Below are 25,437 nucleotides of genomic sequence, written 5' to 3'. Positions count from 1 at the left end.
ATTTCCTCCAACTGTCGTGACCTTGGGAAGCGTACCGGGGTGGACTGACAACGGAGGCTGCTTCACACGTCACCCCACATAACCGCCCCAACCACGCAGCCTCAACCGCTCTCACTGCCGGGGGCGCTGGAGGTGCCATCCTCCTGCGTTGCGGAAATGACGGCCTCGACCACCTCGCGGATCGCGACCCGTGGAACATCGCCCGTGGCATCCACGGTTTCCGTGTCCATGGGCACCATCACCTCGTCTGTCTGCGGGGCCCGTAACCGTCACGGCGGCCCGTGCAGGGCAGAGCGTCCGGCACTGGGGGGCCTGCGCAGCCCCGCTCGCAGCCGGCGTAGGCGAAAAATGCGGATCCTTGGGTGTGAGGTGGAGCAGCGTGATGCTCACGCTGCCGACCAGCCGTCAAGCGAGACCTCCGAACCGTCATTCAGGTAGTGATGGAGGGCGCTGGCCGTGCTATCTACAAACGCTTCGGGGATGGCGTTGGTGTCGGTCCAACGGACCTGCGAATGCTTGCGGGGTTCGCGGTTTTCGGGTTCGCCGGTCCATTCGTGGGCGGCGAAGACGACCGTGAGGAAACCGTTGGGGGCTTCGACGCCCCAGGCTCCGTGGATGATGTGGGCGACCTTGAGGGACTCGGGCTTCACCGAGAGGCCCGTCTCCTCGTAGAGCTCACGGACCGCGGTCTCGGTGATGGGCTCGCCCGGTTCGCTTTTGCCGACCGGCAGGTCCCACTTGCCCTGGGCGAACTTGGCGTTCTCGCTGCGTTGGAGAAGGACCACGCGGTTGGCGGCCTTGTCGTGGACGATGACAGCCGCGACCAGCAGGGTCATCGATTCGAGCGCAGGCTTGAGGGCCGGGGAGCGGTCGTCGGTCTGCTGAGCCACGGGGTTCCTTTCGTCGGGCGGTTGTTGGGCATGTTAGGCGAGGGCCTCGCGGGCTCGGCGGGCGAGATCTGCGGCTCCGGGGACGCGGCGCTGCTGGTAGATCGCGAGCGTCGAGCGGATCGAGGTGATCGCCTTGCGGGTGCGGTCTGAGGTCATGCCCTCCATGAGGACCAGGGCCTGGGTCCAGGCCGCGACGGCTTCGTCGGCTCGGGCCTGGGCGGCGAGACTGTCGCCGAGGTCGGCGTGGGTGAGTGCGTGGACGCGCTTGTACTTCTCCGGGTCCCAGCGGGTGAGCGCGTCGCGGTGCTGCTGTTCCGTACCGATGTGGTCGGCGAGGTCGGTCAGCGTGCGTGCGGTGTGGCTGGCGACTGTGCCGGCGGCGGGGCCGCTGACGCGGGAGAAGCTGGGCTGGGGGCCATCCTCGCGCAGGAGTGCGTCTTCGGCGGCTAGGAGAGCTCGGGCGGCCAATGGGTTCTCGCCTACGGCTGCGTAGGCGCGGGCGTGCGTGATGTGGAGGAGCGCTTCGGTCTGGCCGTCCACGTGTCCGAGGCCGCGGGTGAGCGCGCCTTTGACGAGGTCCACGCAGTGGTGGGGTTGCTTGAGGCTGAGGGACTGGTGGGCGAGGGCGCGCATCATCCATGCGGCGTGGCCGTGAGGGTTAGCTTCGCAGGCGAGCTGGTAGCCGACCTGGTAATAGCGCTGGGCAGCACCTTCGTGTCCAAGGTCGTGGTGCTTCCACCCTGCGAGGTAGGCGAGTTCGGCAACAGCGCCGAAGGCGGCCTGACGTAAGGCTTCCGAGGAGAACCGTCCGCGCAGCATGGGGGCCGCCGTGTCGGCAAGGTACGCGGTGACCGTGGTCAGGCCGTGCCCGCCGCCGAGCCTCTCGTCGGCGGCGCTGAAGGCTGCCGTGATCTGTCGTACAACGTCGATGTCGTCGCTGCCGACGAGGGAGCGTGCGGTGCGGGCACGGAGCATCCGCGAGGTGGCTTCGTGGTCGTGCAGGAGCGGCATGGCCACGCCGGCCGTGGTGAAGGCGGCGATGGCGAGGAAGCGGCGGCGCTCGACGTCCGCGCGGCCGAGGTCGGTGACCGCGGTGACGGGGTCGGTGTCCGGTGGCGGCTCCGTGTCGGGTGAGTGGAGGCCGAGCTCGGTTCGGGTGACGACGCGGCCCAGCCGCCGGGAGAGGGCTTCGGCGAGGTACTGGCCTGCCTGGCCGGTCGGTGTGCGGGCACCGCCCACCCAGTGGGAGATGGCCGACTTGTTGGTCTGGAGTAGTTCGCCGTTCTCGGCGGCGATGCGGCGTACGTCCTTGGCAAGTGTCTCGTACGTGCACCCGGCGGCGTTGATCGTGTCGCGCAGGCGGGAGTTGGCGCTGGTCGGTGCTGGCACGATCGCCTCCGCTCCGATTCCGTAAACCGTGTATACCGCTTGGCCTCGCCCACACCGTACCCACTCTGCGTAGCGGGCGGTTCACTTATCGACAGTCGCCCCACTCACGGGCATCACGGGCCGGGCGGCTCCCAAGTTCCGTACGCCCCAACGGGCTCGGGCATTCCTGTGCCCCTGCCCGGACGATCAGAGACGGAGACACGGTGACCACCATCGACACCGCGACCATCACGGTCGAGCTGCCCGACGCCTTCGACCCGCGCTGGAATCGCCTGCCCGGCATCCAGGTGGACGGCCGGCGCATCCTCATCGACCCGGCCGAGTACTTCTTCCGCTTCGAGTCCAGCACCTGGCTCGTCGCCGACTGGGACTTGGTGAAGGCCCAGCTCCTCGACGTGGACGAGACCACCGAGAGCGCCGTCGAGCAGCTCGCGCTCGACTTCCTCAAGAACCACGGCGAGTCCACCTCGGACGCGGCCCGCGTGCTGGTGACGGCGGACAGGGTGTACTCGTACCTCTTCCGCGAGGAGCACCTGGCCGGCCTCGGCCTGCCGCAGATCACTGCCGATCATCTGCGCATGCTGCGCGAGGCGGCCACGTTGATGGCGCTCAACAAGGTCGAGCTGGACGGGCACATCTCCAACGTCGGCCCGTGCTGGTTCTTCCCCGCCGCCACCTCCGTCGTCTTCGACCTGGACGACGAGACGGGCGGAATGCTGGACGAGGTCTACCACGGCGGCTGGTTCAACGAGCACCGACGGATCGAGTCCATCAAAGCCCACGCCGCGCTCGGTGGCCGACTCGTGCACGGCTGCCAGTCCGTGCCGGACCAGTCCGGCGGCGTCGTCGCGCCCTACGGTGCCTCGATGGCCAACTTCCGTGACGACCTGGCCGAGTTCAAGGCGGGCTGGATCGAGCAGGTCTACGCCCACCGCGTGACCGCAGCCGAGTAACCCCACCCCAGTACGGCTCCGGGGCGGGCCAGCTCGCGCCCGCCCGCCCCGGAGCCCACCAGCCCCTGGAGACCCCCATGGACCAGAACCTGTCCGCCACACTGCTTAACGACCTGTGCACCCTCGTCGGCAAGCCCCTCCCCGACCGTGCCGAGATTCGCGTCTGGGGCATGTCCGGCGTCGAACGCGTCACCTTCCCCGACGGCACCACAGCCGTTTTCAAGTACGCCAAGGAGCCCTTTGACCGCGAGGCCCAGGCCCTACGGGCGGCATACCAGCGCGGCCTCCCGGTCCCCGCCCTCCACGCCACTGCCACGCAGGACAAGTGGCTCGGGATGCTCATGGACGACCTCGGCACTCCCGTACGGAACGCGGACGACCTCGACGGTGTCGCCGCCGCCGTCATGCTCCATGCCGCCCGCCCTGCGGGCGGTCTGCCCTTCCTCGACGGGGCGGGCCTCGCAGCCCTGCCCGGCCGAGCCCTCGATCACCTCCAGCGGCTGCGGAAAGCCGACCGATGGACGGACTGCGACGACATCGAGACCGCGCTGAGGAAGATCTCCGGCGCAGCCGAGACCCGTGTCCAGAGGGCGACGCTCGACCCGTTCGGCTGGGTCCACTCCGAGTTCCACCCCACGAGCGTCCACATCGGGGAGAACGGCTGGCACCTCCTCGACTTCGCCCGCGCCTTCACCGGACCCGGCCTGATCGACCTCGCCTCGTACCACGGCACCACCGACGTGCCGAGCCCCTTCCGCATGCGGGTGTTCCTGGAGCAGTACGTCACCGCAGGCGGTCATGAGGACGCCCTTGCCGCGCGGGGCGGACTGGCCGCAGAGGCATGGGCCCTGGGCTGGCAACGCATGTGGGCCGTGGAGTGGTTCATGGAGCAGGCCATTCGCTGGATCGACGATCCGGCCAAGGACCCCGCGTACATCCCCGTTGTCCGCCGCCACCTGGGCGATGTGGTCCAACTCCTGGAGGTCTAGGTGCTCGCCCAGGTCTCCCCCTGGTACACCCATGCAGCCCAGCGCACAGCCGCTGCCCCCGCACACGCCCTCACCGCGCCTGCCCGGATGGAATGGAGCACCCACGCCGGCCTCGGTCCCGGCGCCGAGATTTTGGGACGGGACCTCTGCGGCAAACGCGTCCTGGAGCTGGGCTGCGGCCCCGGCCACAACGTGGCCCACCTCGCGAAGCACCACCAGGCCCGCGCCACCGGCGTGGACCTGGTCGGCCTCCAGGTGCGTCGGGCCCGCTCCCACTACGGCCACATCGACGGCGCCACCTTCGCCGCCGGCCACGCACTGCACCACCTGCAAGCCACCGGCCAGACCTTCGACGCGATCTACTCCGTCTTCGGCGCCGTCGGCCTCGTCGCCCCCGAACTCCTCCTCGCCGCCATTTCCCGACGCCTGAAGCCTGGCGGTGTCCTGGCCTTCTCCGTCCCGCACCCGGCACGGGCCGGAAGACATCCATCCACGGACGACCGTTCGCGCGAGGACTACGTCACCATGCCCGACCGCACCCGACTTCCCCTCGCACGATGGGAGTTCGACGCCCGCCGCTGGGGAGCCCACCTCTCCCGGACCGGCCTGCGCATCACCTCGACACAGGAGCTGTGGCACCCGCGCCGCGACCCGTGGCCCACCACCCTCCTGATCACCGCCCGCAAACGCTGACCGACGGAGGCAACGATGCCCCTGCCCTACCTGCTCCTGGACATCGACGGCGTCCTCATCCCGTTCCCAGCCGCCGACGGCAGCACCCCGCCCACCCACGTCCGCCACACCGTCCTGCCCACCGGCCGGCACCCCGACGACCCCGTGCCCATCTGGCTCGACCCGAGCCAGGGCCGCATTCTCGCCGACCTCCTGACCAGCGGACTCGTCACCCCCGTGTGGTGCACAAGCTGGCGCAGGGACGCCACCACGATCATCGGCCCTCTCCTGGGGCTGCCCGACTTCCCTTACATCGACCTGCCTCGCCCTCAGATCACCACCAGCCACCCCGACGGCTACCTCTGGAAACGCGACCACGTCGACGTCTGGCTGGCAGACGCCCCCGCCGTCTGGATCGACGACGACTTCACCAGCCTCGACCACGCCTGGGCACAAGAGCGCACCGCCCGCGGGCTACTCACCCTGCTCATACAGCCCGACCCCCAGGTCGGGCTCCTTGCGGACCATCTCACCGCGGTATGGGGAGTGGGCAGCTGAACAGGCGAACGCAACCAGAGCCGCAGACACCGTCCTGAGCGTTCGCTGTGCGATTGCCTGTGCCGCGGTTACCACCCCTGCTCCGTTCAAGAACCGAGCCCTTGGCGCAAGTGCAGTGCACAATGCGGCACATGGTCCCAACGTCAGAGCTGACACCAGCGACGCTGACAGATCGCGGCTTCAGAGGATTCGTCCCCTTCAGCAGATTGCGTGACAGCAAAGTTCCCGGAGAAGCAGGAATTTACGTGGTGCTGCACCCAAGTACGGTCACCCCGACCTTTTTGTCCCGCAGTCCTGCTGGGTACCTCAAAGGGCGAGATCCATCGGTGGCTGTTGACGTGCTGGAGGCTGCCTGGGTGGAGGGAGCCACGATCGTGTACGTCGGCAAGGCATCGGCGGGGAAGGATGGCCGACGGGGGCTCCGTAAGCGGCTCGACGAGTATCGCAGGCATGGAGCCGGCCAGGCTGTAGGCCACTGGGGTGGGCGCTACATCTGGCAGTTGGAGGACTCGGACAACCTTCTTGTCGCGTGGCGTGCGACACCCGAACAGGACCCGGGCAACGCTGAGGCCGGACTGATCGCTGAGTTCATCGAACGCCACAAAGCGCGGCCCTTCGCCAACCGGAACAAGGGCGTCACCGCAACCCAGCCTGGATCGGGCGAGGCGAACAGCCAACACGGCCTCCCTGCGTGAAAGCCGATTTACCGAAGGGCGCCGTACCCACGCCCTCGGGCATCAGTGCGCCAGCCTGCTGTCCAAGCACGGCGCATCCCATCCGTGAAGACGGTCTCCGCGCCACCTCAGCCGCACCAACGCGGCGGTGACGCTGAACGCCTGGGCGCACGTGTGGCTCGCTTTCGAGGAGCGAACAAAGGCCGTCCAACCCGCTCCACCGCAGGTCAGACGACCTTTCGCCGAACGTATTAGACGTTGAAGCGGAACTCCACCACGTCCCCGTCCTGCATGACGTAGTCCTTGCCCTCCATGCGGGCCTTGCCCTTGGCGCGGGCCTCGGCGACCGAGCCCGTTTCGACCAGGTCGTCGAAGGAGATGATCTCCGCCTTGATGAAGCCCTTCTGGAAGTCGGTGTGGATCACACCGGCCGCCTCGGGGGCCGTGGCGCCCTTCTTGATGGTCCAGGCGCGGGTCTCCTTCGGGCCTGCCGTGAGGTAGGTCTGCAGGCCGAGGGTGTCGAAGCCGACGCGGCCGAGGGTGGCGAGGCCGGGCTCCTCCTGGCCCATCGACTGGAGCAGCTCCAGGGCCTCGTCGTCGTCGAGCTCGATCAGCTCGGACTCGATCTTGGCATTCAGGAAGATGGCCTCGGCCGGGGCGACCAGGGCGCGCTGCTCGTTCTTGAAGTCCTCGTCGACCAGCTCGTCCTCGTCGACGTTGAAGACGTAGAGGAAGGGCTTGGTGGTGAGGAGGTGCAGCTCGTGGAGGAGGCGGCCCTTCTCGGTGCCCGCCGTGATGCCCGCGTGGAAGAGGGTGTCGCCGGCTTCCAGGATCTTCTGGGCCTCCTCGACCGCGGCCAGGACCGCGACCTTCTCCTTCTGGAGCCGGGCTTCCTTCGTGAGGCGGGGGACGGCCTTCTCGACGGACTGGAGGTCGGCGAGGATCAGCTCGGTGTTGATCGTCTCGATGTCGTCCTTGGGCGAGACCTTGCCGTCGACGTGGACGACGTTCTCGTCCTTGAAGGCGCGGATGACCTGGCAGATCGCGTCCGACTCGCGGATGTTCGCGAGGAACTTGTTGCCCAGGCCCTCGCCCTCGCTCGCGCCGCGCACGATGCCCGCGATGTCGACGAAGTCGACCGTCGCCGGGAGCAGCTTCTGGGAGCCGAAGATCTTCGCGAGGATGTTCAGCCGCGGGTCGGGGACGCCGACGACGCCGACGTTCGGCTCGATCGTGGCGAACGGGTAGTTGGCCGCCAGCACGTCGTTCTTGGTCAGGGCGTTGAAAAGGGTCGACTTGCCGACATTCGGCAGACCGACGATTCCGATCGTGAGCGACACGGTGGCGACTTCCCTAGGGGGTGGACGGGCTCGAATGGACGTCGGGCCCGGGTGGGCCGATTCTCCAGTTTACGGGCGGGGGCGAGCGGGCGGTCACGCGTCCTGTCGGGTGCCCGGCCGGGTGCCGGATGCGTGGGGATGCGTACGGAATCGGTTCCCGTTGGGCCGTGTGGCATCGAACTCATCGCCAAGGTCGACCAAAGCGCGTGTCCCGCACCCGCTTACGGCCGCTCGGCGACCTACCTTGTCCCGGTGGAGCAGCACAGGACACGTCCCCCGCAGCGCAGGCAGACCCGGCCGGCCCCGCTGTCCCCGCTGGGGACCAAGGAAGCCGGAGGGACCGTCGGCGAAGGCGCGACCGCCTACCGGGTGATGAGCACGCCCGCAGAGCGGGGCCGCCCGGTGGCGCCTGCCGTGCTCGCTCTGCGGCGGCTGCCCAATCCCCGGCTGACCGGTATCGGCGCCGGGCTCTTCGCCGCCGCCGTCATGTTCGTCGTCGGCTGTGCGGACTGGCTGCTGTTCGACGGTTCGTCCGCCGTGTTCGGTGTGCTGTTCCTGCCGGTCAGCGCGCTGACCGCGCTCTGGGTTCGGCCCGCCGACCTGGTGACCGCTCCGATCAGCGTGCCGATCGCGTTCGCCGTCGGCATCGTCCCGATCTCCGGCGGGACGGGCGGCTTCGGCGGACAGACCATGGCCGTCGTCACCGCGCTCGCCGTCCACGCCGGCTGGCTGTACGGCGGCACGCTCGTCGCGGGCCTCATCGCGACCGTACGCAAGATCCGTCTGATGCGGGCCCGGCAGCGGCGGATGCTGCTGGCCGCGCAGACCGCCCGGCCTGCCGGGAAACCGGCACCGGCGGCGCGGCCCGCCGGGCGCCGCGGCGGCCGGCCGGGCGGACGGACACCGCGGCGCCCGTCCCAGCGGTAGAGCCCGACGGCCGCCAGGGCCCCGCCGGCGCTCAGCGTCCCGCCGCCGCCATCGCCGCGCCCACGATGCCCGCGTTGTTCTGCAGCTCGGCGGGGACCATCTCGGCCCGTACGTGCTCGATGAGCGGCAGGAACTTCTCGGCCTTGCGGCTGACCCCGCCGCCGATGATGAACAGCTCGGGCGAGAACAGCATCTCCACATGGGCCAGGTACTTCTGGACCCGGTGCGCCCAGTGCTGCCAGCTCAGATCCTCGTCCTCCTTGGCCTTCGTGGAGGCGTGCTTCTCCGCGTCACGGCCGTTCAGCTCCAGATGGCCGAGCTCGGTGTTGGGCACGAGCCGGCCGTCGATGAAGAGCGCGCTGCCGATCCCCGTACCGAACGTCAGCACGATGACCGTGCCCTTGCGGTCCCGGCCCGCGCCGAACGTCATTTCGGCGATCCCGGCCGCGTCCGCGTCGTTCAGGATGGTGACCGGGAGGCCGAGCTTGTCGCCGAGCAGGGTCCGGGCGTCCAGGTCGATCCAGCCCTTGTCGACATTGGCCGCGGTACGGGTGAGGCCGTTGGTGACGACGCCCGGGAAGGTGATGCCCACCGGCCCCTGCCATGCGAAGTGGCCGACCACCTCGGCCACGCACCCGGCCACGTCCTCGGGGGTGGCCGGGTGCGGGGTGAGTACCTTGTGGCGCTCCTGCGCCAGGTCTCCGCGGTCCAGGTCCACGGGAGCACCCTTGATCCCGGATCCGCCGATGTCCACGCCGAAGATCTCCATGTGATCCACGGTACGGGCACGGGGCCCCGCCCACTTCCCGGAACGGGAAACCCGACGGAAGGCCCCCGGCCGGTCAGGGGCCGGCCGGCTACTCCGCCGACAGTGCCGCAGCCTCCGCGCGCAGGTCGCGGCGGAGCTCCTTGGGCAGCGAGAACACGATGGACTCCTCGGCCGCCTTCACGATCTCCACGTCCTCGAAGCCCCGCTCGGAGAGCCAGGCCAGGACGCCGTCGACCAGCACCTCGGGCACGGAGGCGCCGGAGGTGACCCCGACCGTGGAGACGCCCTCCAGCCAGGCCTCCTCGATCTCGTCGGCGGCGTCGACGAGGTAGGAGGCGCCCGCGCCCGCGCCGAGGGCGACCTCGACCAGACGGACCGAGTTCGAGGAGTTCTTCGAGCCGACGACGATGACCAGGTCGGCGTCGGCCCCCATCTGCTTCACCGCGATCTGACGGTTCTGCGTGGCGTAGCAGATGTCGTCGCTGGGCGGCGAGATCAGGAGCGGGAACTTCTCCTTGAGTGCGCCCACGGTCTCCATCGTCTCGTCGACGGAGAGCGTGGTCTGGGAGAGCCAGACGACCTTGGAGGGGTCGCGCACCTCGACGTTCGCGACGTCCTCGGGGCCGTCGACCAGGGTGATGTGGTCGGGGGCCTCGCCTGAGGTGCCGATGACCTCCTCGTGGCCCTCGTGGCCGATCAGGAGGATGTCGAAGTCGTCCTGCGCGAAGCGGACTGCCTCTTTGTGGACCTTGGTGACGAGGGGGCAGGTCGCGTCGATCGTGGCGAGCTTCCGCTCGGCCGCCTCCTCGTGCACGGTCGGCGCGACGCCGTGCGCGGAGAACATGACGATCGAGCCCTCGGGGACCTCGGCGGTCTCCTCGACGAAGATCGCGCCCTTCTTCTCCAGGGTCTGGACGACGTACTTGTTGTGGACGATCTCGTGGCGTACGTAGACCGGGGAGCCGTACTGCTCCAGGGCCTTCTCCACGGCGATCACGGCACGGTCCACGCCCGCGCAGTAGCCACGGGGAGCGGCGAGCAGGACGCGGCGGGGTGTCGTAGCAGTCATGGGTCCCATCGTAACGGCCTCCCCCGCGGCAGGGAGCGGACCAGCGAGCGGCGTTCTGCGGCTTCGATTGCAAGGCGGAGGAGGGAATCGAGGCGGAGCCTCGTTGACCGACGACAACGCCGCAAGCGGAGTCGCAGGGCGTCGGGCGCCCGCTCCCTGCCGCGGGGGAGGCCGTTAGGCCGTACCGAACAGGCGGGGGGACGGCCGGGTCGGGAAACTGATCACCACGCGATCTCTGACGTGACCGACGGAGGACTCATGGCCGGAAGCGGCACGGAAACCGGCACGGGCGACAGCGGCGGCTCCACGGAGCGGGTGGCGCTGCGGCGGACCCTCGGCTTCCGGGACCTGGTGGTCTACGGGCTGCTCTTCATCGCCCCGATGGCCCCGGTCGGGGTCTTCGGCACCCTCGACGCGAAATCCGACGGGGCCGTGGCGCTGGTGTACATCGCCGCGACCGTCGTCATGGCGTTCACCGCCTTCAGTTACGCCCAGATGGTGCGGGTCGCCCCGATGGCGGGTTCGGTCTTCGCGTATGCGCGCAAGGGGCTCGGCGAAGGGCCGGGGTTCATCGCCGGGTGGATGGCGATGCTGGACTACCTGCTGATCCCCGCGGTCGCCTATCTCTTCTCCGGGATCGCGATGAACTCGCTGGTGCCGGGGGTCTCGCGCTGGGTGTGGACGGCGCTGGCGGTGGTCCTGACGACGCTGCTCAACCTCTGGGGCGTGCGGGCGGCGGCCCGGGTCGGCTTCGCGGTGCTCGCGATGGAGATCGTGGTGCTGCTGGTGTTCGTGGTGTCCGCGGTGGTGGTGCTCGTACGGGACGGGGCGCAGCGCGGCTGGCTGACGCCGCTCACCGGGGATTCCGGATTCTCCGCGACGGCGGTGCTGGGCGCGGTGTCCGTGGCGGTGCTCTCGTATCTGGGCTTCGACGCCATCGCCTCGTTCGCGGAGGAGGTGACGGGCGGTTCGGCGAAGGTGGCGCGGGCGGTGCTGTTCTGTCTGGTGCTGGCGGGTGTGCTGTTCGTCGCGCAGTCGTATCTGGCCGGGCTCCTCGAGCCCATGACGTCGGCGGAACTGGCCGCCGATCCGGTGGCGCAGGGTTCGGCCTTCTACGACACGGTGGACTCCGCGGTCGGCACGTGGCTGCACGATCTGGTGGCGGTGAGCAAGGCGATCGGGGCCGCGTTCGCGGCGCTGGCCGGGCAGGCGGCGGCGGGGCGGCTGCTGTTCGCGATGGCCCGGGAGCGGCGGCTGCCCGCGCTGCTGTCCAGGATCGATCCGAGCTCGGGGGTGCCGCGGATCGCGATCATGATCGCGGCGGTCGTGACGCTGGTGGCGGCGGTGTGGGCGGCGCGGCGGGACGACGGTCTGGATCATCTGGTGTCGGTGGTGGACATCGGGGCGCTGACCGCGTTCGTGCTGCTCCACGCGTCGGTGGTCGGCTGGTTCGTGGTGCGCCGGAGGGAGGGGCAGCCGAGCTGGTGGCGGCACGTCCTGATCCCGGTGGTGGGGGCCGGGGTGCTGATCGCGGTGATCGTGGAGGCGACGTCGAGCGCTCAGGTGGTGGGCGCGTGCTGGCTGGTGGTGGGGCTGGTGGTGCTCCTGGCGCAGCGCGGGCGCCGGGCGGTGTGAGGGGCGGGGCGGTGTGGGTGGTGTGAGGGGCGGGCGGTCCGAGGGGCGAGCCCGGGTGGGTGCTCTGCTGCGGGCAGGCCGGGTTGTCGGTGCCGGCGGCTACGCTCGCTCGCATGGCTCTCCAAACTTCCCCGGAAGCTCCGCTGCCCGTCGGTGACGTGTCGCGGCTGATCGGCGGCTGGATCGACCGGCTCGGCGCGGTCTGGGTCGAGGGGCAGATCACCCAGTTGTCGCGCCGGCCGGGTGCCGGGGTGGTGTTCCTGACCCTCCGCGACCCGTCGCACGACATCTCGGTGAGTGTGACGTGCTTCCGGCAGGCCTTCGACCGGATCGCGGACGTGGTGACGGAGGGCGCACGGGTCGTCGTCCTCGCGAAGCCCGAGTGGTACGCGCCGCGTGGCCAGCTCTCGCTGCGGGCCACGGAGATCCGGCCGGTCGGCATCGGTGAGCTGCTGGTCCGGCTGGAACAGCTCAAGAAGTCCCTGGCCTCGGAGGGCCTCTTCGCTCTCGACCGCAAGAAGCCGCTGCCGTTCCTGCCCCAGCTGATCGGGCTGGTCTGCGGGCGCGCGTCGGCGGCCGAGCGCGATGTCCTGGAGAACGCGCGCCGCCGGTGGCCCGCCGTCCGCTTCGAGGTGCGCAACACGGCGGTGCAGGGTGTGCACGCGGTGAACCAGGTGGTCCGCGCGGTCAAGGAGCTCGACGCCGTCGACGAGGTGGACGTGATCGTCGTGGCGCGTGGCGGGGGCAGCGTCGAGGACCTGCTGCCGTTCTCGGACGAGGAGCTGATCCGTACGGTCGCCGCCTGCCGCACCCCGGTCGTCTCGGCGATCGGACACGAACCCGACTCGCCGCTGCTCGACCTGGTCGCCGATGTGCGGGCCTCCACGCCCACGGACGCGGCGAAGAAGGTCGTGCCCGATGTGGGCGAGGAGCTGGACCGGGTGCAGCAGCTGCGGGACCGTGCGCTGCGGACGGTACGGGGACTGCTCGACCGGGAGGAGCGGGGGCTGGCGCATGCGCTGGGACGTCCCTGCATGGAGCACCCGCAGCGGATGGTGGACGAGCGGGCCTCGGAGGTCGACGCGCTGATCGGGCGCGGCCGGCGGGTGCTGGGGCATCTGCTGGACCGCGCGGACTCCGAGCTCGCCCACACCCGCGCCCGGGTGCTCGCGCTGTCGCCCGCGGCGACGCTGGAGCGTGGGTACGCGGTGCTCCAGCGGGCGGACGGGCACGTGGTCCGGGACCCGGCCGACGCGGGCGCCGCCGGGGAGGCGCTGCGGGCGCGGGTGTCCGGCGGCGAGTTCGTGGTGCGGGTCGCCGAGTGAGCGCCCGGGGGCGGGGACGGCGAACGGGCCCCGGGACGGTTCCGGGGCAGCCCGGACGGGCCGGGATGGACGGGTATGGCCGACGCATAGGGTGGATCGCATGACGGACGACGGGACGACGACGGCTGCGGCGACGAGCACGCTCGGTTACGAGCAGGCGCGTGACGAGCTGATCGAGGTGGTGCGCCGGCTGGAGGCGGGCGGGACCTCGCTGGAGGACTCCCTCGCGCTCTGGGAGCGCGGCGAAGAGCTGGCGAAGGTCTGCCGCCGCTGGCTGGAGGGCGCGCGCGCCCGTCTCGACGCGGCACTGGCGGGACCCGCCGACCCCGAGGGCGCGGGGGATGCGGCCGCCGACGCGGGCTGACACGAGACCGCCGCCGCCGCGGGCTGACACCGGCACGAGGCCACCGACGCGGGCTGACACGAGACCGCGGCCGCCGACGGGGGCTGAGCGGGTCGGACAGGCCGGGGCGGAACGGCGCAAGGTGCCTGCGCTGTGGGCTCAGTCACTCCCTTCTCGTTTTAGTTGAAAGTTAACCTACCTCTCCCGTACCGTGATCGATGTCGCTTGATCCTCGTGACCGTCCGGAAGGTATTACGCAAGATGTCCCTCGTTCTTGACCCCGCCGCCCAGGACCTCCTCTTCCGTGAGGCCCGCACCGCCAACACCTTCACCGACGAGCCGGTGACCGACGAGCAGGTCCAGGCGATCTACGACCTGGTCAAGTACGGCCCGACCGCGTTCAACCAGTCGCCCCTGCGCGTCGTCCTGGTCCGTTCGGACGAGGCCCGCGCCCGTCTGGTCCCCCACATGGCCGAGGGCAACCAGCCGAAGACCTCGACCGCCCCGCTGGTCGCGATCCTCGCGACCGACAACGAGTTCCACGAGGAGCTCCCGGCCCTGCTGCCGCACTTCCCGCAGGCCAAGGACGCGTTCTTCTCCGAGCGCCCGGTCCGCGAGTCGGCCGCCGCGCTGAACGGCGCCCTGCAGGCCGCCTACTTCATCATCGGCGTCCGCGCCGCCGGCCTGGCCGCCGGCCCGATGACCGGCTACGACGCCGCGGGCATCGAGAAGGAGTTCCTCGACGGCGACCACAACGTGCTGATGGTCGTCAACATCGGCAAGCCGGGCGAGGACGCCTGGTTCCCGCGTCTGCCGCGCCTGGCGTTCGACGAGGTCGTCAAGACCGTCTGAGCCCCCCGCGGCCCCCGGGTGCCGCGCACGGCGCACAGAAAGGCCCTGGAGCACCTGCTCCAGGGCCTTCCTCATGCCTGCGCGCGCGAGCCCGGCCGTCAGGACGTCTTGAGCGACGCCGCCATCTCCGCCAGCCGCTCGGGCGAGGCGGACCCGGTCACGACCGTGGTCGCGCCCTTGTCGTGGAGCACCAGGGCGTCGTACTTCGGACCCTCCCAGTGCTGCCAGGCCTTCCCGGCCACCTGCTGCGTGCGCCCGGTGTCCTTCGCCTTCTGGCTGACCTCGGTGACGTACTTCTCCACGGGAGACGTGGACTGCTCCACCGCGACGTACTGGCCGTCCGGGTCGAGGAAACCCAGGTGCCAGCTGTTGCCCGCCTCGCGGTCGTAACCGACCGATGTGGGCTTCCAGCCCGTCAGTCCGCTCGGGGCGGCCACCGGGTACGGGGCGGCCCGCCGTGCGGTCAGGAGCTCGACCCGGTAGTCGACCGCCTTGACCGGATCGGCCTTGTCGTCGTGCGGGATGAAGATGTAGACGACCCCTGCCACGGCGGAGATCGCCGCCAACGACAGGATCATGTCCCGCACCGTCTGCTTGCCTCGCTTGCTTGCCACCCGTCCATCGTCGCATCAGCCCCGACGCGACCGGATCGCGGGACCGGGTCAAGGGGCGAGGCCCGCCCGAGGGCCCGACCTGCGAGGGGCAACCGGCGACCGGATGAAGGCCGGCCGCTCATTCGTGACCCGGTCTGCTCATTTTATCGGCCTGACGATAGAGTCACATCACCCTCATCCGGTCGTCGTCGTACAGAAAGGTGCGCTCCGATGTCCGAGCATCATCTGCCGTCCCAGCTGGAGGTCTCCCCGGAGGCCCCCGACCGCAACCTCGCGCTGGAGCTCGTCCGGGTCACCGAGGCCGCCGCCATGGCCGCCGGGCGCTGGGTCGGACGCGGGGACAAGATCGGCGCCGACGGCGCCGCCGTGAAGGCCATGCGGACCCTCGTCTCCACCGTGTCGATGAACGGCATCGTCGTCATCGGTGAGGGCGAGAAGGACGAAGCGCCCATGCTGTTCAACGGCGAGCGCGTCGGCGACGGCACCGGCCCCGAGGTCGACATCGCCGTCGACCCGATCGACGGCACCACCCTGAACGCCAAGGGCATGCCGAACGCGATCGCCGTCCTGGCCGCCGCGGACCGGGGCGCGATGTTCGACCCGTCCGCCGTCTTCTACATGGACAAGCTGGTCACCGGCCCCGAGGCCGCCGACTTCGTCGACATCAACGCACCCGTCTCGGTGAACATCCGCCGGGTCGCGAAGGCGAAGAACTCCACGCCCGAGGACGTCACCGTCGTCATCCTGGACCGCCCCCGCCACGAGGGCATCGTCAAGGAGATCCGGGAGACCGGCGCCCGGATCAAGTTCATCTCCGACGGCGACGTCGCGGGCTCGATCATGGCCGCCCGCGAGGGCACCGGCGTCGACCTGCTCATGGGGATCGGCGGCACACCCGAAGGAATCATCTCGGCCTGCGCCATAAAGTGCCTCGGCGGTGTGATCCAGGGCAAGCTCTGGCCGAAGGACGCCGCCGAACGGCAGCGCGCCCTGGACGCCGGACACGACCTGGACCGGGTGCTGTCCACGGACGACCTGGTCAGCGGGGACAACGTGTTCTTCGTGGCGACCGGCATCACGGACGGCGAGCTGATGCGCGGCGTCCGCTATCGCGCGGAGACGGCGACCACCGAGTCGATCGTCATGCGGTCCAAGTCGGGCACCATCCGGAAGATCGACTCCACGCACCGGCTGTCGAAGCTGCGCGCCTACAGCGCGATCGACTTCGACCGCGCGAAGTGACGTAGGCACGTCCGCCACGTCCACGCGAAGAGGCGCCCCCCTGTGCGGTGGGGGCGCCTCTTCGCGCAGGACGCGGGGTACGGCCCGGCCCGGAAGCGGGGCGGTTCCCGTCAGCCGGCCGCGGCGATGTGCCCGGTGGCGCCGGACGCCTTGAGCTCCGCCTCGCGCCGCCTGCGGCGGGCGAGCGCCACACGGCGTTCGGCAGCGGTGAGGCCGCCCCAGACTCCGTAGGGCTCCGGTTGCACGAGGGCGTGCTCCCGGCATTCGATCATCACTGGGCAGCGCGCGCAGACCCGCTTCGCGGACTCCTCGCGCGACAGCCGGGCAGCAGTCGGCTCCTTCGACGGGGCGAAGAACAGCCCGGCTTCGTCCCGGCGGCACACCGCCTCCGAATGCCAGGGGCCCGCCTGGTCCTCCCTGGCGGGGGTCCGCTGGGAAGGGATGGCGGCGACCTGCAGGGGCTGATGCGGCGGTTGCAGCACGGTCCACTCCTGACGACGACTTCGCGGGCAAGAGGCGATGCAGCACTCCCTACCCGCTGTGCGCGCGCCTATGCACTGAGTGGCACTCAGTTCCGGCGCACGGGCTTGCGGTCGAGCGCACGCGCGCCCGAATCCACGCCCCCGCACCCCGGTCCGCCCGCCGTCGCGGCCTCGTCAGTGTCCGAGGTGTTTACGCAGCCGGTCCTGCAGATCCGCGACGAACTTGCCGCGTTTGGGCTTCGCCTCGACACTGCCGAACACCGAATATCCGTTGACGGCCACCACCGGCGCCTCGGGATCCGCCGATTCCAGGGTGGCCACTTCGAAGCTGCCGAAGATTCCCGTCCCGCTGCCGCGCAGCGAGATGTTCTCGGGGACCCTGATGTCCACGCTGCCGAAGATGGAGGTCGCGTTGATCACGGTGAGCCGCTGGCCGAACAGGGCCTCGGTCAGATCGATTTCCACGCTGCCGAACAGTGAGAACGCGTTCGTGCGCCCGCCGACCCGCCAGCGCCCCTTGCGGGTGGCGCTGCTGAAGATCGCCACCAGGTTGTCGGCGGGGCCCGTCGGCACCTCGGGGGTACGGTCGTACGCGGCGCCGGCGGCGGCCCTGGGCGTGCCACCCGGTGCCGGCAGGTCCCGTACCAGCGGTTCGAGTTCCCCGACGGTCTTGGCGCGGTAGACGGCATCGACCCGCTCGGCATGCTCGTCGGCGGTCAGCCGCCCCTCGGCCATCGCCTCCCGCAGGATGTCCGCGATCCGGTCCCGGTCCGCGTCGGAAGCCCGGATGACATCGGGTTCGGCTTGCGCGGCGGGCTGCTGGGGGTGCTTTTCGAGGTCCACCGGCCCAGCGTACCCAAACGCGATAGATCGCGACTAGAGGCGGGCGGGGAACAGGCCGGACCTGGTGAGCCCTACCTCACAGACTCGCCGCCCCCGCGGGGTCCTACCCTGGTGGGTGCGCTGCCCAAGGGAGGTCAGCCGCCGTCTGCCGAGTGAGGAATGGCCGTAATGCCAGAGTTTGCGTACTCCGATCTGCTCCCCCTGGGAGAGGACACCACGCCTTACCGCCTGGTCACCGCCGAGGGTGTGTCCACCTTCGAGGCCGACGGACGTACGTTCCTCAAGGTCGAGCCGGAGGCGCTGCGCACCCTTGCCGCCGAGGCCATGCACGACATCTCCCACTATCTGCGGCCCGCGCACCTGGCGCAGCTGCGGCGGATCGTGGACGACCCCGAGGCGTCGTCCAACGACAAGTTCGTCGCGCTCGACCTGCTGAAGAACGCGAACATCGCCGCCGCGGGCGTGCTGCCCATGTGCCAGGACACCGGCACCGCGATCGTCATGGGCAAGCGCGGACAGAACGTGCTCACGGCGGGCGGTGACGAGGAGGCGCTGTCGCACGGCATCTTCGACGCGTACACCAAGCTGAACCTGCGCTACTCGCAGATGGCCCCGCTGAACATGTGGGACGAGAAGAACACCGGCTCGAACCTCCCGGCGCAGATCGAGCTGTACGCGACCGACGGCGGCGCCTACAAGTTCCTCTTCATGGCCAAGGGCGGTGGCTCGGCCAACAAGTCGTTCCTCTTCCAGGAGACGAAGGCGGTCCTCAACGAGGCCTCCATGATGAAGTTCCTGGAGGAGAAGATCCGTTCGCTGGGTACGGCGGCCTGCCCGCCGTACCACCTGGCGATCGTCGTCGGCGGTACGTCGGCCGAGTTCGCGCTGAAGACCGCGAAGTACGCCTCCGCGCACTACCTGGACGAGCTGCCCGCCGAGGGCTCCCAGACCGGTCACGGCTTCCGCGACAAGGAGCTGGAGGAGAAGGTCTTCGAGCTGACGCAGAAGATCGGTATCGGGGCGCAGTTCGGCGGCAAGTACTTCTGCCACGACGTGCGCGTGGTCCGTCTCCCCCGGCACGGCGCCTCGCTGCCCGTCGCCATCGCCGTGTCCTGCTCGGCCGACCGCCAGGCGACCGCGAAGATCACCGCCGAGGGCGTCTTCCTGGAGCAGCTGGAGAAGGACCCGGCGCGCTTCCTGCCGGACACGACGGACGAGCACCTCGAAGAGTCCGACGTGGTGAAGATCGACCTCAACCGGCCGATGGACGACATCCTCGCCGAGCTGACGAAGTACCCGGTCAAGACCCGGCTCTCGCTGACGGGCCCGCTGGTCGTGGCGCGCGACATCGCGCACGCCAAGATCAAGGAGCGGCTCGACGCGGGCGAGGACATGCCGCAGTACCTGAAGGACCACCCGGTGTACTACGCGGGACCGGCGAAGACGCCCGAGGGGTACGCCTCCGGTTCCTTCGGTCCGACGACGGCCGGCCGGATGGACAGTTACGTCGCGCAGTTCCAGGCGGCGGGCGGCTCCAAGGTGATGCTGGCGAAGGGCAACCGGTCCAAGCAGGTCACCGACGCGTGCGACGCGCACGGCGGCTTCTACCTCGGTTCGATCGGCGGCCCGGCGGCCCGCCTCGCGCAGGACTGCATCAAGAAGGTCGAGGTCGTCGAGTACGAGGAGCTCGGCATGGAGGCGGTCTGGAAGATCGAGGTGGAGGACTTCCCGGCGTTCGTCGTCGTCGACGACAAGGGCAACGACTTCTTCACCGAGCCCGCCCCCGCCCCGACGTTCACCAGCATCCCGGTGCGCGGCCCCGGCCTCGGCTGACGGACCGGCGTATCCAGGAGGGGCGTTCCGGCTGCGGCCGGGGCGCCCCTCAGGCGTATCCAGGAGGGCTTCCCTGCGGCCGAGGCGCCCCTCAGTCGTTGAGCGACCATGTCGGCGGTTGCCGTGACGGCCCGCCCGGAGCACTCCCGTACGACGAGATCCAGCCAATCTCGCGCGACGCAGGCCGGTGACTCCCACCCCGCCCTCGCGGCGGGATCGCGCCACGCACGCCGGGCCCGCACCCCAGGCCGCTCGCCCCCGGCTTGCGCTCGGGACCGCGCACCCCCGCCCGGGACTGCTTCGCACCGCCCACCCGGGCCGCGGCCGCACCGCCGCTTTCGCGCAGAGGGGAGTCCGCGCGGCTTGCGGGACACCGGGCCGATGCGGTGAGTTGTCCGGAATCCCCCGCGGACCACACCCCCACCCCACGCCCCGCGCCCCCTCCCCTGAGCACCCCGCCTCCCGGCCCGGATCCGGCACCACGAATCCCCGCCCCCGACCCCGGAACCCCACCGCACGGCCCACGACACCCCGCCGCCCGACCCGCACGCCCGATCCACCCTCACCGTCCCACTCCGGAAAGGCGGACACCGCATGACGCCGGTCCCTCACCGCAGCCACGCCGACGACCTGCTCTCCTTCATCAGGGCCAGCCCCTCCCCGTACCACGCCGTGGCGAGCGCGGCCCAGCGCCTGGAGAAGGCCGGCTTCCGCGAGCTGCGCGGCACCGACGACTGGACGGGCACCACGGGCGGCAGTTTCGTCGTCCGCGGCGGCGCCCTGATCGCCTGGTACGCCCCCGAGGGCGCGCCCTGCCACACACCGTTCCGGATCATCGGCACCCACACCGACTCGCCGAACCTGCGGATCAAGCCCACCCCCGACACCGGTGCCGCCGGCTGGCGGCAGATCGCGGTGGAGATCTATGGCGGGGTCCCGCTCAACACCTGGCTCGACCGCGATCTGGGCATCTCGGGCCGCCTCGCCCTGCGCGGCCCGGGCGGCCGGACCGACTCCCGGCTCGTCCAGATCGACGAACCGCTGCTGCGCGTGCCCCAGCTGGCGATCCACCTGGACCGTTCCGTCAACGACGGGCTGGCGCTGGACCGGCAGCGGCACATCGCCCCGGTCTGGTCGCTCGGCGATGCCGAGGAGGGCGCGCTGCTGCGCAGGGTCGCGGCGGCGGCGGAGGCCGAACCGGACGAGGTGCTCGGCTGGGACCTGATGCTCCACGACATCCAGCCCCCCGGATACCTGGGCGCGGAGCGGGAGTTCGTGGTCTCCTCCCGGCTGGACAACCTCGTGTCGGTGCACGCGGGCATCACGGCCCTGACCGGCGCGGCGACGGCGGCCGGGGAGCCCGCGTACATCCCCGTCCTGGCGGCCTTCGACCACGAGGAGGTCGGCAGCGGTTCCGAGACGGGTGCGCAGAGTCCGCTGCTGGAGCGGGTGCTGAGCCGGTCGGTGACCGCCCGCGGCGGATCCTCGGAGGACTGGTCGCGGGCGCTGGCCGGGGCCTTCTGCGTCTCGGCGGACATGGCGCACGCCGTCCACCCCAACTACACGGAGCGCCACGATCCCGACCACCGCCCGCTGCCGAACGGCGGTCCCACGGTCAAGGTCAACGTCAATCAGCGGTACGCCACCGACTCGACCGGGATCGCGGTGTTCGCGTCGGCCTGCGAGCGGGCGGGGGCGCCGTGGCAGCCGTTCGTCTCCAACAACGCGATGCCGTGCGGCACCTCGATCGGACCGCTCACCGCGGCCCGGCTGGGTGTGCAGACCGTCGATGTGGGCGTGCCGGGCCTTTCGATGCACTCGGCGCGCGAGCTGTGCGGGGCGGACGACCCGGGATACCTGGCGGCGATCCTGGGCGCGTTCGTCACCTCGGACTGACGGCGGCGGTACGGGGCGGGGCTGCCCGGCCCCGCCCCGTACCGGCTCGGCTCGGCTACGCGAAGCGCTGCTGTGCGCTTCCGTCGCAGGGCTGCAGCCTCAGCGGGTCATGGGCCCCCGCCAGGGTCGCGCACAGTCCGGTCGCGGCGGCCGGGCGCAGGGTGCCCGTCTGCCGGACGAACCGCTGGTTGGCCGCGCCCGAGCAGTTGTAGAGGATGAGGGCTGTGCCCGCCTTGTAGTTCGCGCCCGGTACGTCCAGGCAGCGGTCGTGGCTCAGTTCCGTACGCAGGGTCGTCGTGCCGGAGTCGTACCACCAGCCCTGGTTGCGTCCGCCGTGGCACTCCCAGCCGGTGACGCCGGTGTTGTTGCGGGTGACCGAGGCGGGGACGTCCAGGCAGTTGCCCGTCGCCTCGCCGCGCAGGGGCTGGTAGACGTCGTCCCAGGCGGCCGCCTGCAGGACGGGCTTTCCGGTGCTCGCCGGGTCGGCGCAGCTCGCCTCGCGCAGGCCGGAGTTGTAGATCTGGGTGAGGCAGGAGGCGAAGGCGCCGTGGCCGGCCGCGTTCGGGTGGAAGGACTGCCGGACGGAGTTGGCGTCCGGCGGGAAGTGCGAGAGGTCGATGAACAGGCCGCGGGCCCAGGCGGACTCGCTGCACACCTCGTGGCCGTGGAAGAGCCGGGAGTTGTCCAGGTAGACCGCTCCGGTGTCGGCCGCCACCTTGCGCATGCCGCGCTCGAAGGCGGGCACGGCGGCGTTACGGCCCCAGGCGGCGTCGGAGTCGTATCCGGCGCAGCCCCCGGGAAGCTTGCCGGGGAAGTTCGGGTTGTCGTAGAAGTCCGGGCCGATGGGGCTCGGGTAGCCCATGACGACGAGCTTGTAGTCGCCCTCCGCGTAACCGGCGCCGGTCATCACCGTACGCAGGTCGCGCACGGTCTTCTCGACCTTGGGCACGAGTCCGTCGACGCGGGCCTGCCAGCCGCCCTCGTACTTCGGACGGCACGGGCCCTGGAGGAGGATCCAGCGCTCGACGCAGTCCGTCATGACCGGACCGAACTGGAGGTCGTCATTCGCACCCGCCACGAGCACGATCATCTTGATGCGGGTGTTGCGCGCCTTGATGGCGAGGCTGTCGCTCTGCACGAGTTCGTCGGCGTACTGCTTCGAGCCGCCGATGACGATGTTTCCGGTGTACGCCCCCGAGCAGGAGACGTTGTACGTGACGTCCGCCGGGATGCCGGTGCGGTGGATGGCGGAGTCGGGCGAGCGGTGGCACCAGTTGTCGGGGCCGTTGGTGCCCGCCTCGTACGTACCGACGCCCTCGCCCGAGATCTCGCTGTCGCCGAGCGAGATGAGCCCCGTCTTTCGCTCGGCGAGCGGGCGCTCGGCCGGGTCGCCGTACAGCCGGGTGGCCTCGGCGGCGCGCAGGGCCTCCAGTTCGGGCGGCAGCGGGGTGGATGCGGTACTGGTGGTACCGGACCGGGCCGGGGTGGCCCCTGCCGGACCGGCGGCGACGGTCATGCCGCCGAGTGCCGCCGCCATGGCGGCGGCTGCCGCGACCGTACATCGGAGTCGGTATCCGGTACGCCTCATTGCGCCTCCCGAGATTGTGGTTACCCCCGGTATTTACTGGCCGGTAGGCAACTTGGGAATACATGAAACAAGACAAGTGCTCATCTTTTTCAGGAGGTTGAACGACCATGGGTGACGAAACAGGCGCGGACTACCGCATCGAGCACGACTCGATGGGGGAGATCCGGGTGCCCGCCGACGCGAAGTGGCGGGCCCAGACCCAGCGGGCCGTGGAGAACTTCCCGGTCTCCGGACAGCGTCTGGAGCGGGCCCACATCGCCGCCCTGGCCCGCATCAAGGCCGCGGCCGCCAAGGTGAACGCCCAGCTGAAGGTGGTCGACCCCGAGATCGCCGAGGCGATTCAGGAGGCCGCGGCGGAGGTCGCCGAAGGGCGCTGGGACGCGCACTTCCCGGTCGACGTCTTCCAGACGGGGTCCGGCACCTCGTCGAACATGAACACCAACGAGGTCCTGGCCACGCTCGCCACCGAGCGGCTCGGCCGCCCGGTCCACCCCAACGACCACGTCAACGCCTCGCAGTCCTCCAACGACGTCTTCCCCTCCTCCATCCACATCGCCGCGACCGGCTCGGTCACGGGCGAGCTGATCCCGGCCCTGGACCACCTGGCGGCGGCGCTGGAGCGCAAGTCCGCCGAGTTCGCGGACGTGGTGAAGTCGGGACGTACGCATCTGATGGACGCCACCCCCGTCACGCTGGGCCAGGAGTTCGGCGGGTACGCGGCACAGATCCGGTACGGCGTCGAGCGGCTGCGCGCCTCGCTCCCCCGCCTCGCCGAACTGCCGCTGGGCGGCACGGCCGTCGGCACCGGCATCAACACCCCGCCCGGCTTCTCCGCCGCCGTCATCGCCGAGGTCGCCCGCGTCACGGGGCTGCCGCTCACCGAGGCCCGCGACCACTTCGAGGCGCAGGGCGCGCGGGACGGCCTCGTCGAGACCTCCGGCCAGCTCCGCACGATCGCGGTCTCCCTCACCAAGATCTCCAACGATCTGCGCTGGATGGCCTCCGGCCCGCGCACCGGACTGGCCGAGATCAGCCTCCCCGACCTCCAGCCGGGCTCCTCGATCATGCCGGGCAAGGTGAACCCGGTCATTCCCGAGGCCGTCCTGATGGTCGCCGCGCAGGTGACGGGAAACGACACGACGGTGGCCGTCGCGGGCGCCGCGGGCAACTTCGAGCTGAACGTGATGCTCCCCGTCATCGCGAAGAACCTGCTGGAGTCGGTCCGGCTGCTCGCAAACGTCTCCCGGCTGCTCGCCGACCGCACGGTCGACGGGATCACCGCGAACGTCGAGCGGGCCAGGGAGTACGCGGAGTCCTCACCGTCCGTCGTCACCCCGCTGAACAAGTACATCGGCTACGAGGAGGCCGCGAAGGTCGCCAAGAAGTCCCTGGCCGAGCGTCGGACGATCCGTGAGGTGGTGCTGGAGTCCGGCTACGTCGAGCGCGGCGACCTCACCGTGGAGCAGCTCGACGAGGCGCTGGACGTGCTGCGTATGACCCGCCCGTGACGTGCGTCGCTGTGCCGGGACGGGTTCGTCACTAAGATCCCTCCATGACAGGTACCGGAGAGACCGAGCGCTGGGCGCCGGGTGATCAGATCCTGTGGCGCTACCGCGGCAACGGACCGCGCCGGCCCGGCGCCGGGCCCGGCCGGGCCCCGAACCCGGTGCACATCTGCCGTCCCGTCACCGTCGTCCAGGACACCGACGAGCTGCTCGCCGTCTGGGTCGCCCCCGGCACCGAGTGCGTGAAGCCGGTGCTGGCGGACGGCACCGAGGTCCACGCCGAGCCGCTCGCCACCCGGTACACGGCCCCGCGCACCACCGCCCGCTCGCCCTGGCTGGGCAACGGGGTGCTGAAGCTGGCCCGGCCCGGCGAACCGTGGTCCGTCTGGCTGTTCTGGGAGCACGGCTGGCAGTTCCGCAGCTGGTACGTGAACCTGGAGGAGCCCCGCACCCGCTGGGCCGGCGGCATCGACTCCGAGGACCACTTCCTCGACATCTCGGTCTACCCGGACCACAGCTGGCTCTGGCGCGACGAGGACGAATTCGCCCAGGCCCAGCGCGTCGGCCTGATGTCCCCGGCCACCGCCCGGCAGGTCCTCGCGGCGGGCCGGGCGGCCGTCCGGGTGATCCGCGAATGGGGCGCGCCGTTCCGGGACGGCTGGGAGGACTGGCGGCCCGATCCGCACTGGCGGGTGCCCGCGCTGCCCGCCGACTGGGACCGGTTGCCGGATGACTGGGACCGTACCCCCTCCCCCATGACGTCGTGAGACCCTTGATGCACCCCAGGGGGGCAAACATAGGATCGTCCCGAGGAGATCGGTTCCGCATCGGCCGACGCCCCAACCGAACGGCCCGGCACATGGCCTGACCGCACGTCATCGAGTCATCGCACACGCTGCCCACTTCATGAACCGCATCAGTCGTATGAGTCGCACGAGTTGCCTGAATCGCATGAGCCACGACGAGGGGGTGGAGACGTGCTCGCTGTCCGTCGCCCCGACGCCGGAAACGTTGTCATCGAAGCCCGGTACGGACGTCCGGTTTCGGCC

At 70.5% G+C, this 25,437-nt stretch carries 25 protein-coding genes; 15 read left to right on the top strand and 10 right to left on the bottom strand.

Annotated features, from left to right (window positions below; genetic code table 11):
- Nucleotides 1–101 precede the first annotated feature (101 nt).
- The 3 genes from ABTX18_RS08035 to ABTX18_RS08025 form a co-directional block, all read right to left on the bottom strand.
- On the bottom strand, nt 102–230 hold the full coding sequence (locus tag ABTX18_RS08035; protein WP_352121913.1) for a hypothetical protein: 129 nt from the start codon (nt 228–230) through the stop codon (nt 102–104).
- A 156-nt stretch (nt 231–386) separates the two neighbouring features.
- Nucleotides 387–890: an NUDIX domain-containing protein gene (locus ABTX18_RS08030; RefSeq protein WP_352121912.1), complete on the bottom strand. Its 504-nt coding sequence runs from the start codon at nt 888–890 to the stop codon at nt 387–389.
- Nucleotides 891–923: 33 nt separating this feature from the next.
- Nucleotides 924–2,279 (bottom strand): NsdA family TPR-like regulatory protein, encoded by a 1,356-nt coding sequence (locus ABTX18_RS08025; protein WP_352121911.1) that lies wholly within the window; start codon nt 2,277–2,279, stop codon nt 924–926.
- A gap of 203 nt (nt 2,280–2,482) precedes the next feature.
- Here ABTX18_RS08025 and ABTX18_RS08020 point away from each other — a divergent pair, with 203 nt between their 5' ends.
- From ABTX18_RS08020 to ABTX18_RS08000, 5 genes are all read left to right on the top strand, one after another.
- Nucleotides 2,483–3,232, top strand: coding sequence for a hypothetical protein (locus ABTX18_RS08020; RefSeq protein WP_352121910.1), 750 nt, complete (start codon nt 2,483–2,485; stop codon nt 3,230–3,232).
- Nucleotides 3,233–3,309: 77 nt separating this feature from the next.
- Nucleotides 3,310–4,221, top strand: coding sequence for a phosphotransferase family protein (locus ABTX18_RS08015; RefSeq protein ID WP_352121909.1), 912 nt, complete (start codon nt 3,310–3,312; stop codon nt 4,219–4,221).
- Nucleotides 4,222–4,914 (top strand): SAM-dependent methyltransferase, encoded by a 693-nt coding sequence (locus ABTX18_RS08010; protein ID WP_352121908.1) that lies wholly within the window; start codon nt 4,222–4,224, stop codon nt 4,912–4,914.
- A 15-nt stretch (nt 4,915–4,929) separates the two neighbouring features.
- On the top strand, nt 4,930–5,451 hold the full coding sequence (locus tag ABTX18_RS08005) for an HAD domain-containing protein (protein ID WP_352121907.1): 522 nt from the start codon (nt 4,930–4,932) through the stop codon (nt 5,449–5,451).
- 131 nt (nt 5,452–5,582) lie between these two features.
- Nucleotides 5,583–6,146: a hypothetical protein gene (locus tag ABTX18_RS08000; RefSeq protein ID WP_352121906.1), complete on the top strand. Its 564-nt coding sequence runs from the start codon at nt 5,583–5,585 to the stop codon at nt 6,144–6,146.
- A gap of 230 nt (nt 6,147–6,376) precedes the next feature.
- Here the strand turns inward: ABTX18_RS08000 and ychF are convergent, their stop codons facing one another.
- Nucleotides 6,377–7,465 (bottom strand): redox-regulated ATPase YchF, encoded by a 1,089-nt coding sequence (ychF, locus tag ABTX18_RS07995; protein ID WP_352121905.1) that lies wholly within the window; start codon nt 7,463–7,465, stop codon nt 6,377–6,379.
- A gap of 372 nt (nt 7,466–7,837) precedes the next feature.
- Between ychF and ABTX18_RS07990 the strand changes: the two genes are divergently transcribed.
- A complete protein-coding gene (locus tag ABTX18_RS07990) occupies nt 7,838–8,392 on the top strand; it encodes a DUF6542 domain-containing protein (RefSeq protein ID WP_352122456.1) in 555 nt (184 codons plus the stop codon).
- Between the two features lie 31 nt (nt 8,393–8,423).
- Here ABTX18_RS07990 and ppgK read toward each other — a convergent pair whose 3' ends face one another.
- Together ppgK and ABTX18_RS07980 are read right to left on the bottom strand one after the other, a co-directional pair.
- Nucleotides 8,424–9,161 carry a polyphosphate--glucose phosphotransferase gene (ppgK, locus tag ABTX18_RS07985; protein WP_352121904.1) on the bottom strand — a complete coding sequence of 246 codons (738 nt, stop codon included), beginning with the start codon at nt 9,159–9,161 and terminating at the stop codon, nt 8,424–8,426.
- 88 nt (nt 9,162–9,249) lie between these two features.
- Complete coding sequence (locus ABTX18_RS07980; protein ID WP_352121903.1) at nt 9,250–10,239, bottom strand: 4-hydroxy-3-methylbut-2-enyl diphosphate reductase; 990 nt, start codon at nt 10,237–10,239, stop codon at nt 9,250–9,252.
- 249 nt (nt 10,240–10,488) lie between these two features.
- Between ABTX18_RS07980 and ABTX18_RS07975 the strand changes: the two genes are divergently transcribed.
- The 4 genes from ABTX18_RS07975 to ABTX18_RS07960 all read left to right on the top strand — a co-directional run bounded on the left by ABTX18_RS07975 (nt 10,489) and on the right by ABTX18_RS07960 (nt 14,385).
- A complete protein-coding gene (locus ABTX18_RS07975; protein ID WP_352122455.1) occupies nt 10,489–11,865 on the top strand; it encodes an APC family permease in 1,377 nt (458 codons plus the stop codon).
- 113 nt (nt 11,866–11,978) lie between these two features.
- Nucleotides 11,979–13,190, top strand: a complete 1,212-nt coding sequence (gene xseA, locus ABTX18_RS07970; protein WP_352121902.1) for an exodeoxyribonuclease VII large subunit — start codon at nt 11,979–11,981, stop codon at nt 13,188–13,190.
- A 100-nt stretch (nt 13,191–13,290) separates the two neighbouring features.
- Nucleotides 13,291–13,554, top strand: a complete 264-nt coding sequence (locus ABTX18_RS07965; RefSeq protein ID WP_352121901.1) for an exodeoxyribonuclease VII small subunit — start codon at nt 13,291–13,293, stop codon at nt 13,552–13,554.
- A gap of 240 nt (nt 13,555–13,794) precedes the next feature.
- The gene (locus tag ABTX18_RS07960) at nt 13,795–14,385 is read left to right on the top strand and encodes a malonic semialdehyde reductase (protein WP_352121900.1); all 591 of its coding nucleotides are present in this window, start codon (nt 13,795–13,797) and stop codon (nt 14,383–14,385) included.
- A gap of 98 nt (nt 14,386–14,483) precedes the next feature.
- Here ABTX18_RS07960 and ABTX18_RS07955 read toward each other — a convergent pair whose 3' ends face one another.
- Nucleotides 14,484–14,999 (bottom strand): DUF4245 domain-containing protein, encoded by a 516-nt coding sequence (locus tag ABTX18_RS07955; RefSeq protein ID WP_352121899.1) that lies wholly within the window; start codon nt 14,997–14,999, stop codon nt 14,484–14,486.
- A gap of 210 nt (nt 15,000–15,209) precedes the next feature.
- Between ABTX18_RS07955 and glpX the strand changes: the two genes are divergently transcribed.
- Complete coding sequence (gene glpX, locus ABTX18_RS07950; protein WP_136329070.1) at nt 15,210–16,241, top strand: class II fructose-bisphosphatase; 1,032 nt, start codon at nt 15,210–15,212, stop codon at nt 16,239–16,241.
- Between the two features lie 110 nt (nt 16,242–16,351).
- Here the strand turns inward: glpX and ABTX18_RS07945 are convergent, their stop codons facing one another.
- Complete coding sequence (locus ABTX18_RS07945) at nt 16,352–16,723, bottom strand: WhiB family transcriptional regulator (protein WP_352121898.1); 372 nt, start codon at nt 16,721–16,723, stop codon at nt 16,352–16,354.
- Nucleotides 16,724–16,897: 174 nt separating this feature from the next.
- The gene (locus ABTX18_RS07940) at nt 16,898–17,566 is read right to left on the bottom strand and encodes a DUF1707 SHOCT-like domain-containing protein (RefSeq protein ID WP_352121897.1); all 669 of its coding nucleotides are present in this window, start codon (nt 17,564–17,566) and stop codon (nt 16,898–16,900) included.
- A gap of 168 nt (nt 17,567–17,734) precedes the next feature.
- On the opposite strand from ABTX18_RS07940, the gene ABTX18_RS07935 reads away from it, so the two are divergent.
- Nucleotides 17,735–19,399 carry a fumarate hydratase gene (locus ABTX18_RS07935; protein ID WP_352121896.1) on the top strand — a complete coding sequence of 555 codons (1,665 nt, stop codon included), beginning with the start codon at nt 17,735–17,737 and terminating at the stop codon, nt 19,397–19,399.
- 594 nt (nt 19,400–19,993) lie between these two features.
- Entirely contained in the window at nt 19,994–21,295 is a 1,302-nt protein-coding gene (locus ABTX18_RS07930; protein ID WP_352121895.1) for a M18 family aminopeptidase, read from the top strand.
- 55 nt (nt 21,296–21,350) lie between these two features.
- Here the strand turns inward: ABTX18_RS07930 and ABTX18_RS07925 are convergent, their stop codons facing one another.
- The gene (locus ABTX18_RS07925) at nt 21,351–22,883 is read right to left on the bottom strand and encodes a ricin-type beta-trefoil lectin domain protein (protein ID WP_352121894.1); all 1,533 of its coding nucleotides are present in this window, start codon (nt 22,881–22,883) and stop codon (nt 21,351–21,353) included.
- Between the two features lie 107 nt (nt 22,884–22,990).
- Here ABTX18_RS07925 and ABTX18_RS07920 point away from each other — a divergent pair, with 107 nt between their 5' ends.
- Both ABTX18_RS07920 and fomD read left to right on the top strand, forming a co-directional pair.
- Nucleotides 22,991–24,391 (top strand): class II fumarate hydratase, encoded by a 1,401-nt coding sequence (locus ABTX18_RS07920; RefSeq protein WP_352121893.1) that lies wholly within the window; start codon nt 22,991–22,993, stop codon nt 24,389–24,391.
- Nucleotides 24,392–24,435: 44 nt separating this feature from the next.
- Complete coding sequence (gene fomD / locus ABTX18_RS07915; RefSeq protein ID WP_352121892.1) at nt 24,436–25,155, top strand: cytidylyl-2-hydroxypropylphosphonate hydrolase; 720 nt, start codon at nt 24,436–24,438, stop codon at nt 25,153–25,155.
- The last annotated feature ends 282 nt before the right edge of the window (nt 25,156–25,437 follow it).

Source organism: Streptomyces sp. NPDC096323 (assembly GCF_040302845.1).
GTDB lineage: Bacteria > Actinomycetota > Actinomycetes > Streptomycetales > Streptomycetaceae > Streptomyces.
Note: the sequence above shows the minus strand (reverse complement) of the source record. Positions and strands in the feature narration are given on the sequence as shown.

Excerpts from the sequence above, each read along its gene's own strand:
- glpX (WP_136329070.1), top strand. The coding sequence starts at position 15,210 with ATGTCCGAGCATCATCTGCCGTCCCAGCTGGAGGTCTCCCCGGAGGCC.
- ABTX18_RS07960 (WP_352121900.1), top strand. The coding sequence starts at position 13,795 with ATGTCCCTCGTTCTTGACCCCGCCGCCCAGGACCTCCTCTTCCGTGAG.
- ABTX18_RS08035 (WP_352121913.1), bottom strand. The coding sequence starts at position 230 with ATGGACACGGAAACCGTGGATGCCACGGGCGATGTTCCACGGGTCGCG.
- ABTX18_RS07935 (WP_352121896.1), top strand. The coding sequence starts at position 17,735 with ATGCCAGAGTTTGCGTACTCCGATCTGCTCCCCCTGGGAGAGGACACC.
- ABTX18_RS07920 (WP_352121893.1), top strand. The coding sequence starts at position 22,991 with ATGGGTGACGAAACAGGCGCGGACTACCGCATCGAGCACGACTCGATG.
- xseA (WP_352121902.1), top strand. The coding sequence starts at position 11,979 with ATGGCTCTCCAAACTTCCCCGGAAGCTCCGCTGCCCGTCGGTGACGTG.
- ABTX18_RS08000 (WP_352121906.1), top strand. The coding sequence starts at position 5,583 with ATGGTCCCAACGTCAGAGCTGACACCAGCGACGCTGACAGATCGCGGC.
- ABTX18_RS07925 (WP_352121894.1), bottom strand. The coding sequence starts at position 22,883 with ATGAGGCGTACCGGATACCGACTCCGATGTACGGTCGCGGCAGCCGCC.
- ABTX18_RS07965 (WP_352121901.1), top strand. The coding sequence starts at position 13,291 with ATGACGGACGACGGGACGACGACGGCTGCGGCGACGAGCACGCTCGGT.
- ABTX18_RS08005 (WP_352121907.1), top strand. The coding sequence starts at position 4,930 with ATGCCCCTGCCCTACCTGCTCCTGGACATCGACGGCGTCCTCATCCCG.
- ABTX18_RS07930 (WP_352121895.1), top strand. The coding sequence starts at position 19,994 with ATGACGCCGGTCCCTCACCGCAGCCACGCCGACGACCTGCTCTCCTTC.
- ABTX18_RS07980 (WP_352121903.1), bottom strand. The coding sequence starts at position 10,239 with ATGGGACCCATGACTGCTACGACACCCCGCCGCGTCCTGCTCGCCGCT.
- ABTX18_RS08015 (WP_352121909.1), top strand. The coding sequence starts at position 3,310 with ATGGACCAGAACCTGTCCGCCACACTGCTTAACGACCTGTGCACCCTC.
- ABTX18_RS07990 (WP_352122456.1), top strand. The coding sequence starts at position 7,838 with ATGAGCACGCCCGCAGAGCGGGGCCGCCCGGTGGCGCCTGCCGTGCTC.
- ABTX18_RS07975 (WP_352122455.1), top strand. The coding sequence starts at position 10,489 with ATGGCCGGAAGCGGCACGGAAACCGGCACGGGCGACAGCGGCGGCTCC.
- fomD (WP_352121892.1), top strand. The coding sequence starts at position 24,436 with ATGACAGGTACCGGAGAGACCGAGCGCTGGGCGCCGGGTGATCAGATC.
- ppgK (WP_352121904.1), bottom strand. The coding sequence starts at position 9,161 with ATGGAGATCTTCGGCGTGGACATCGGCGGATCCGGGATCAAGGGTGCT.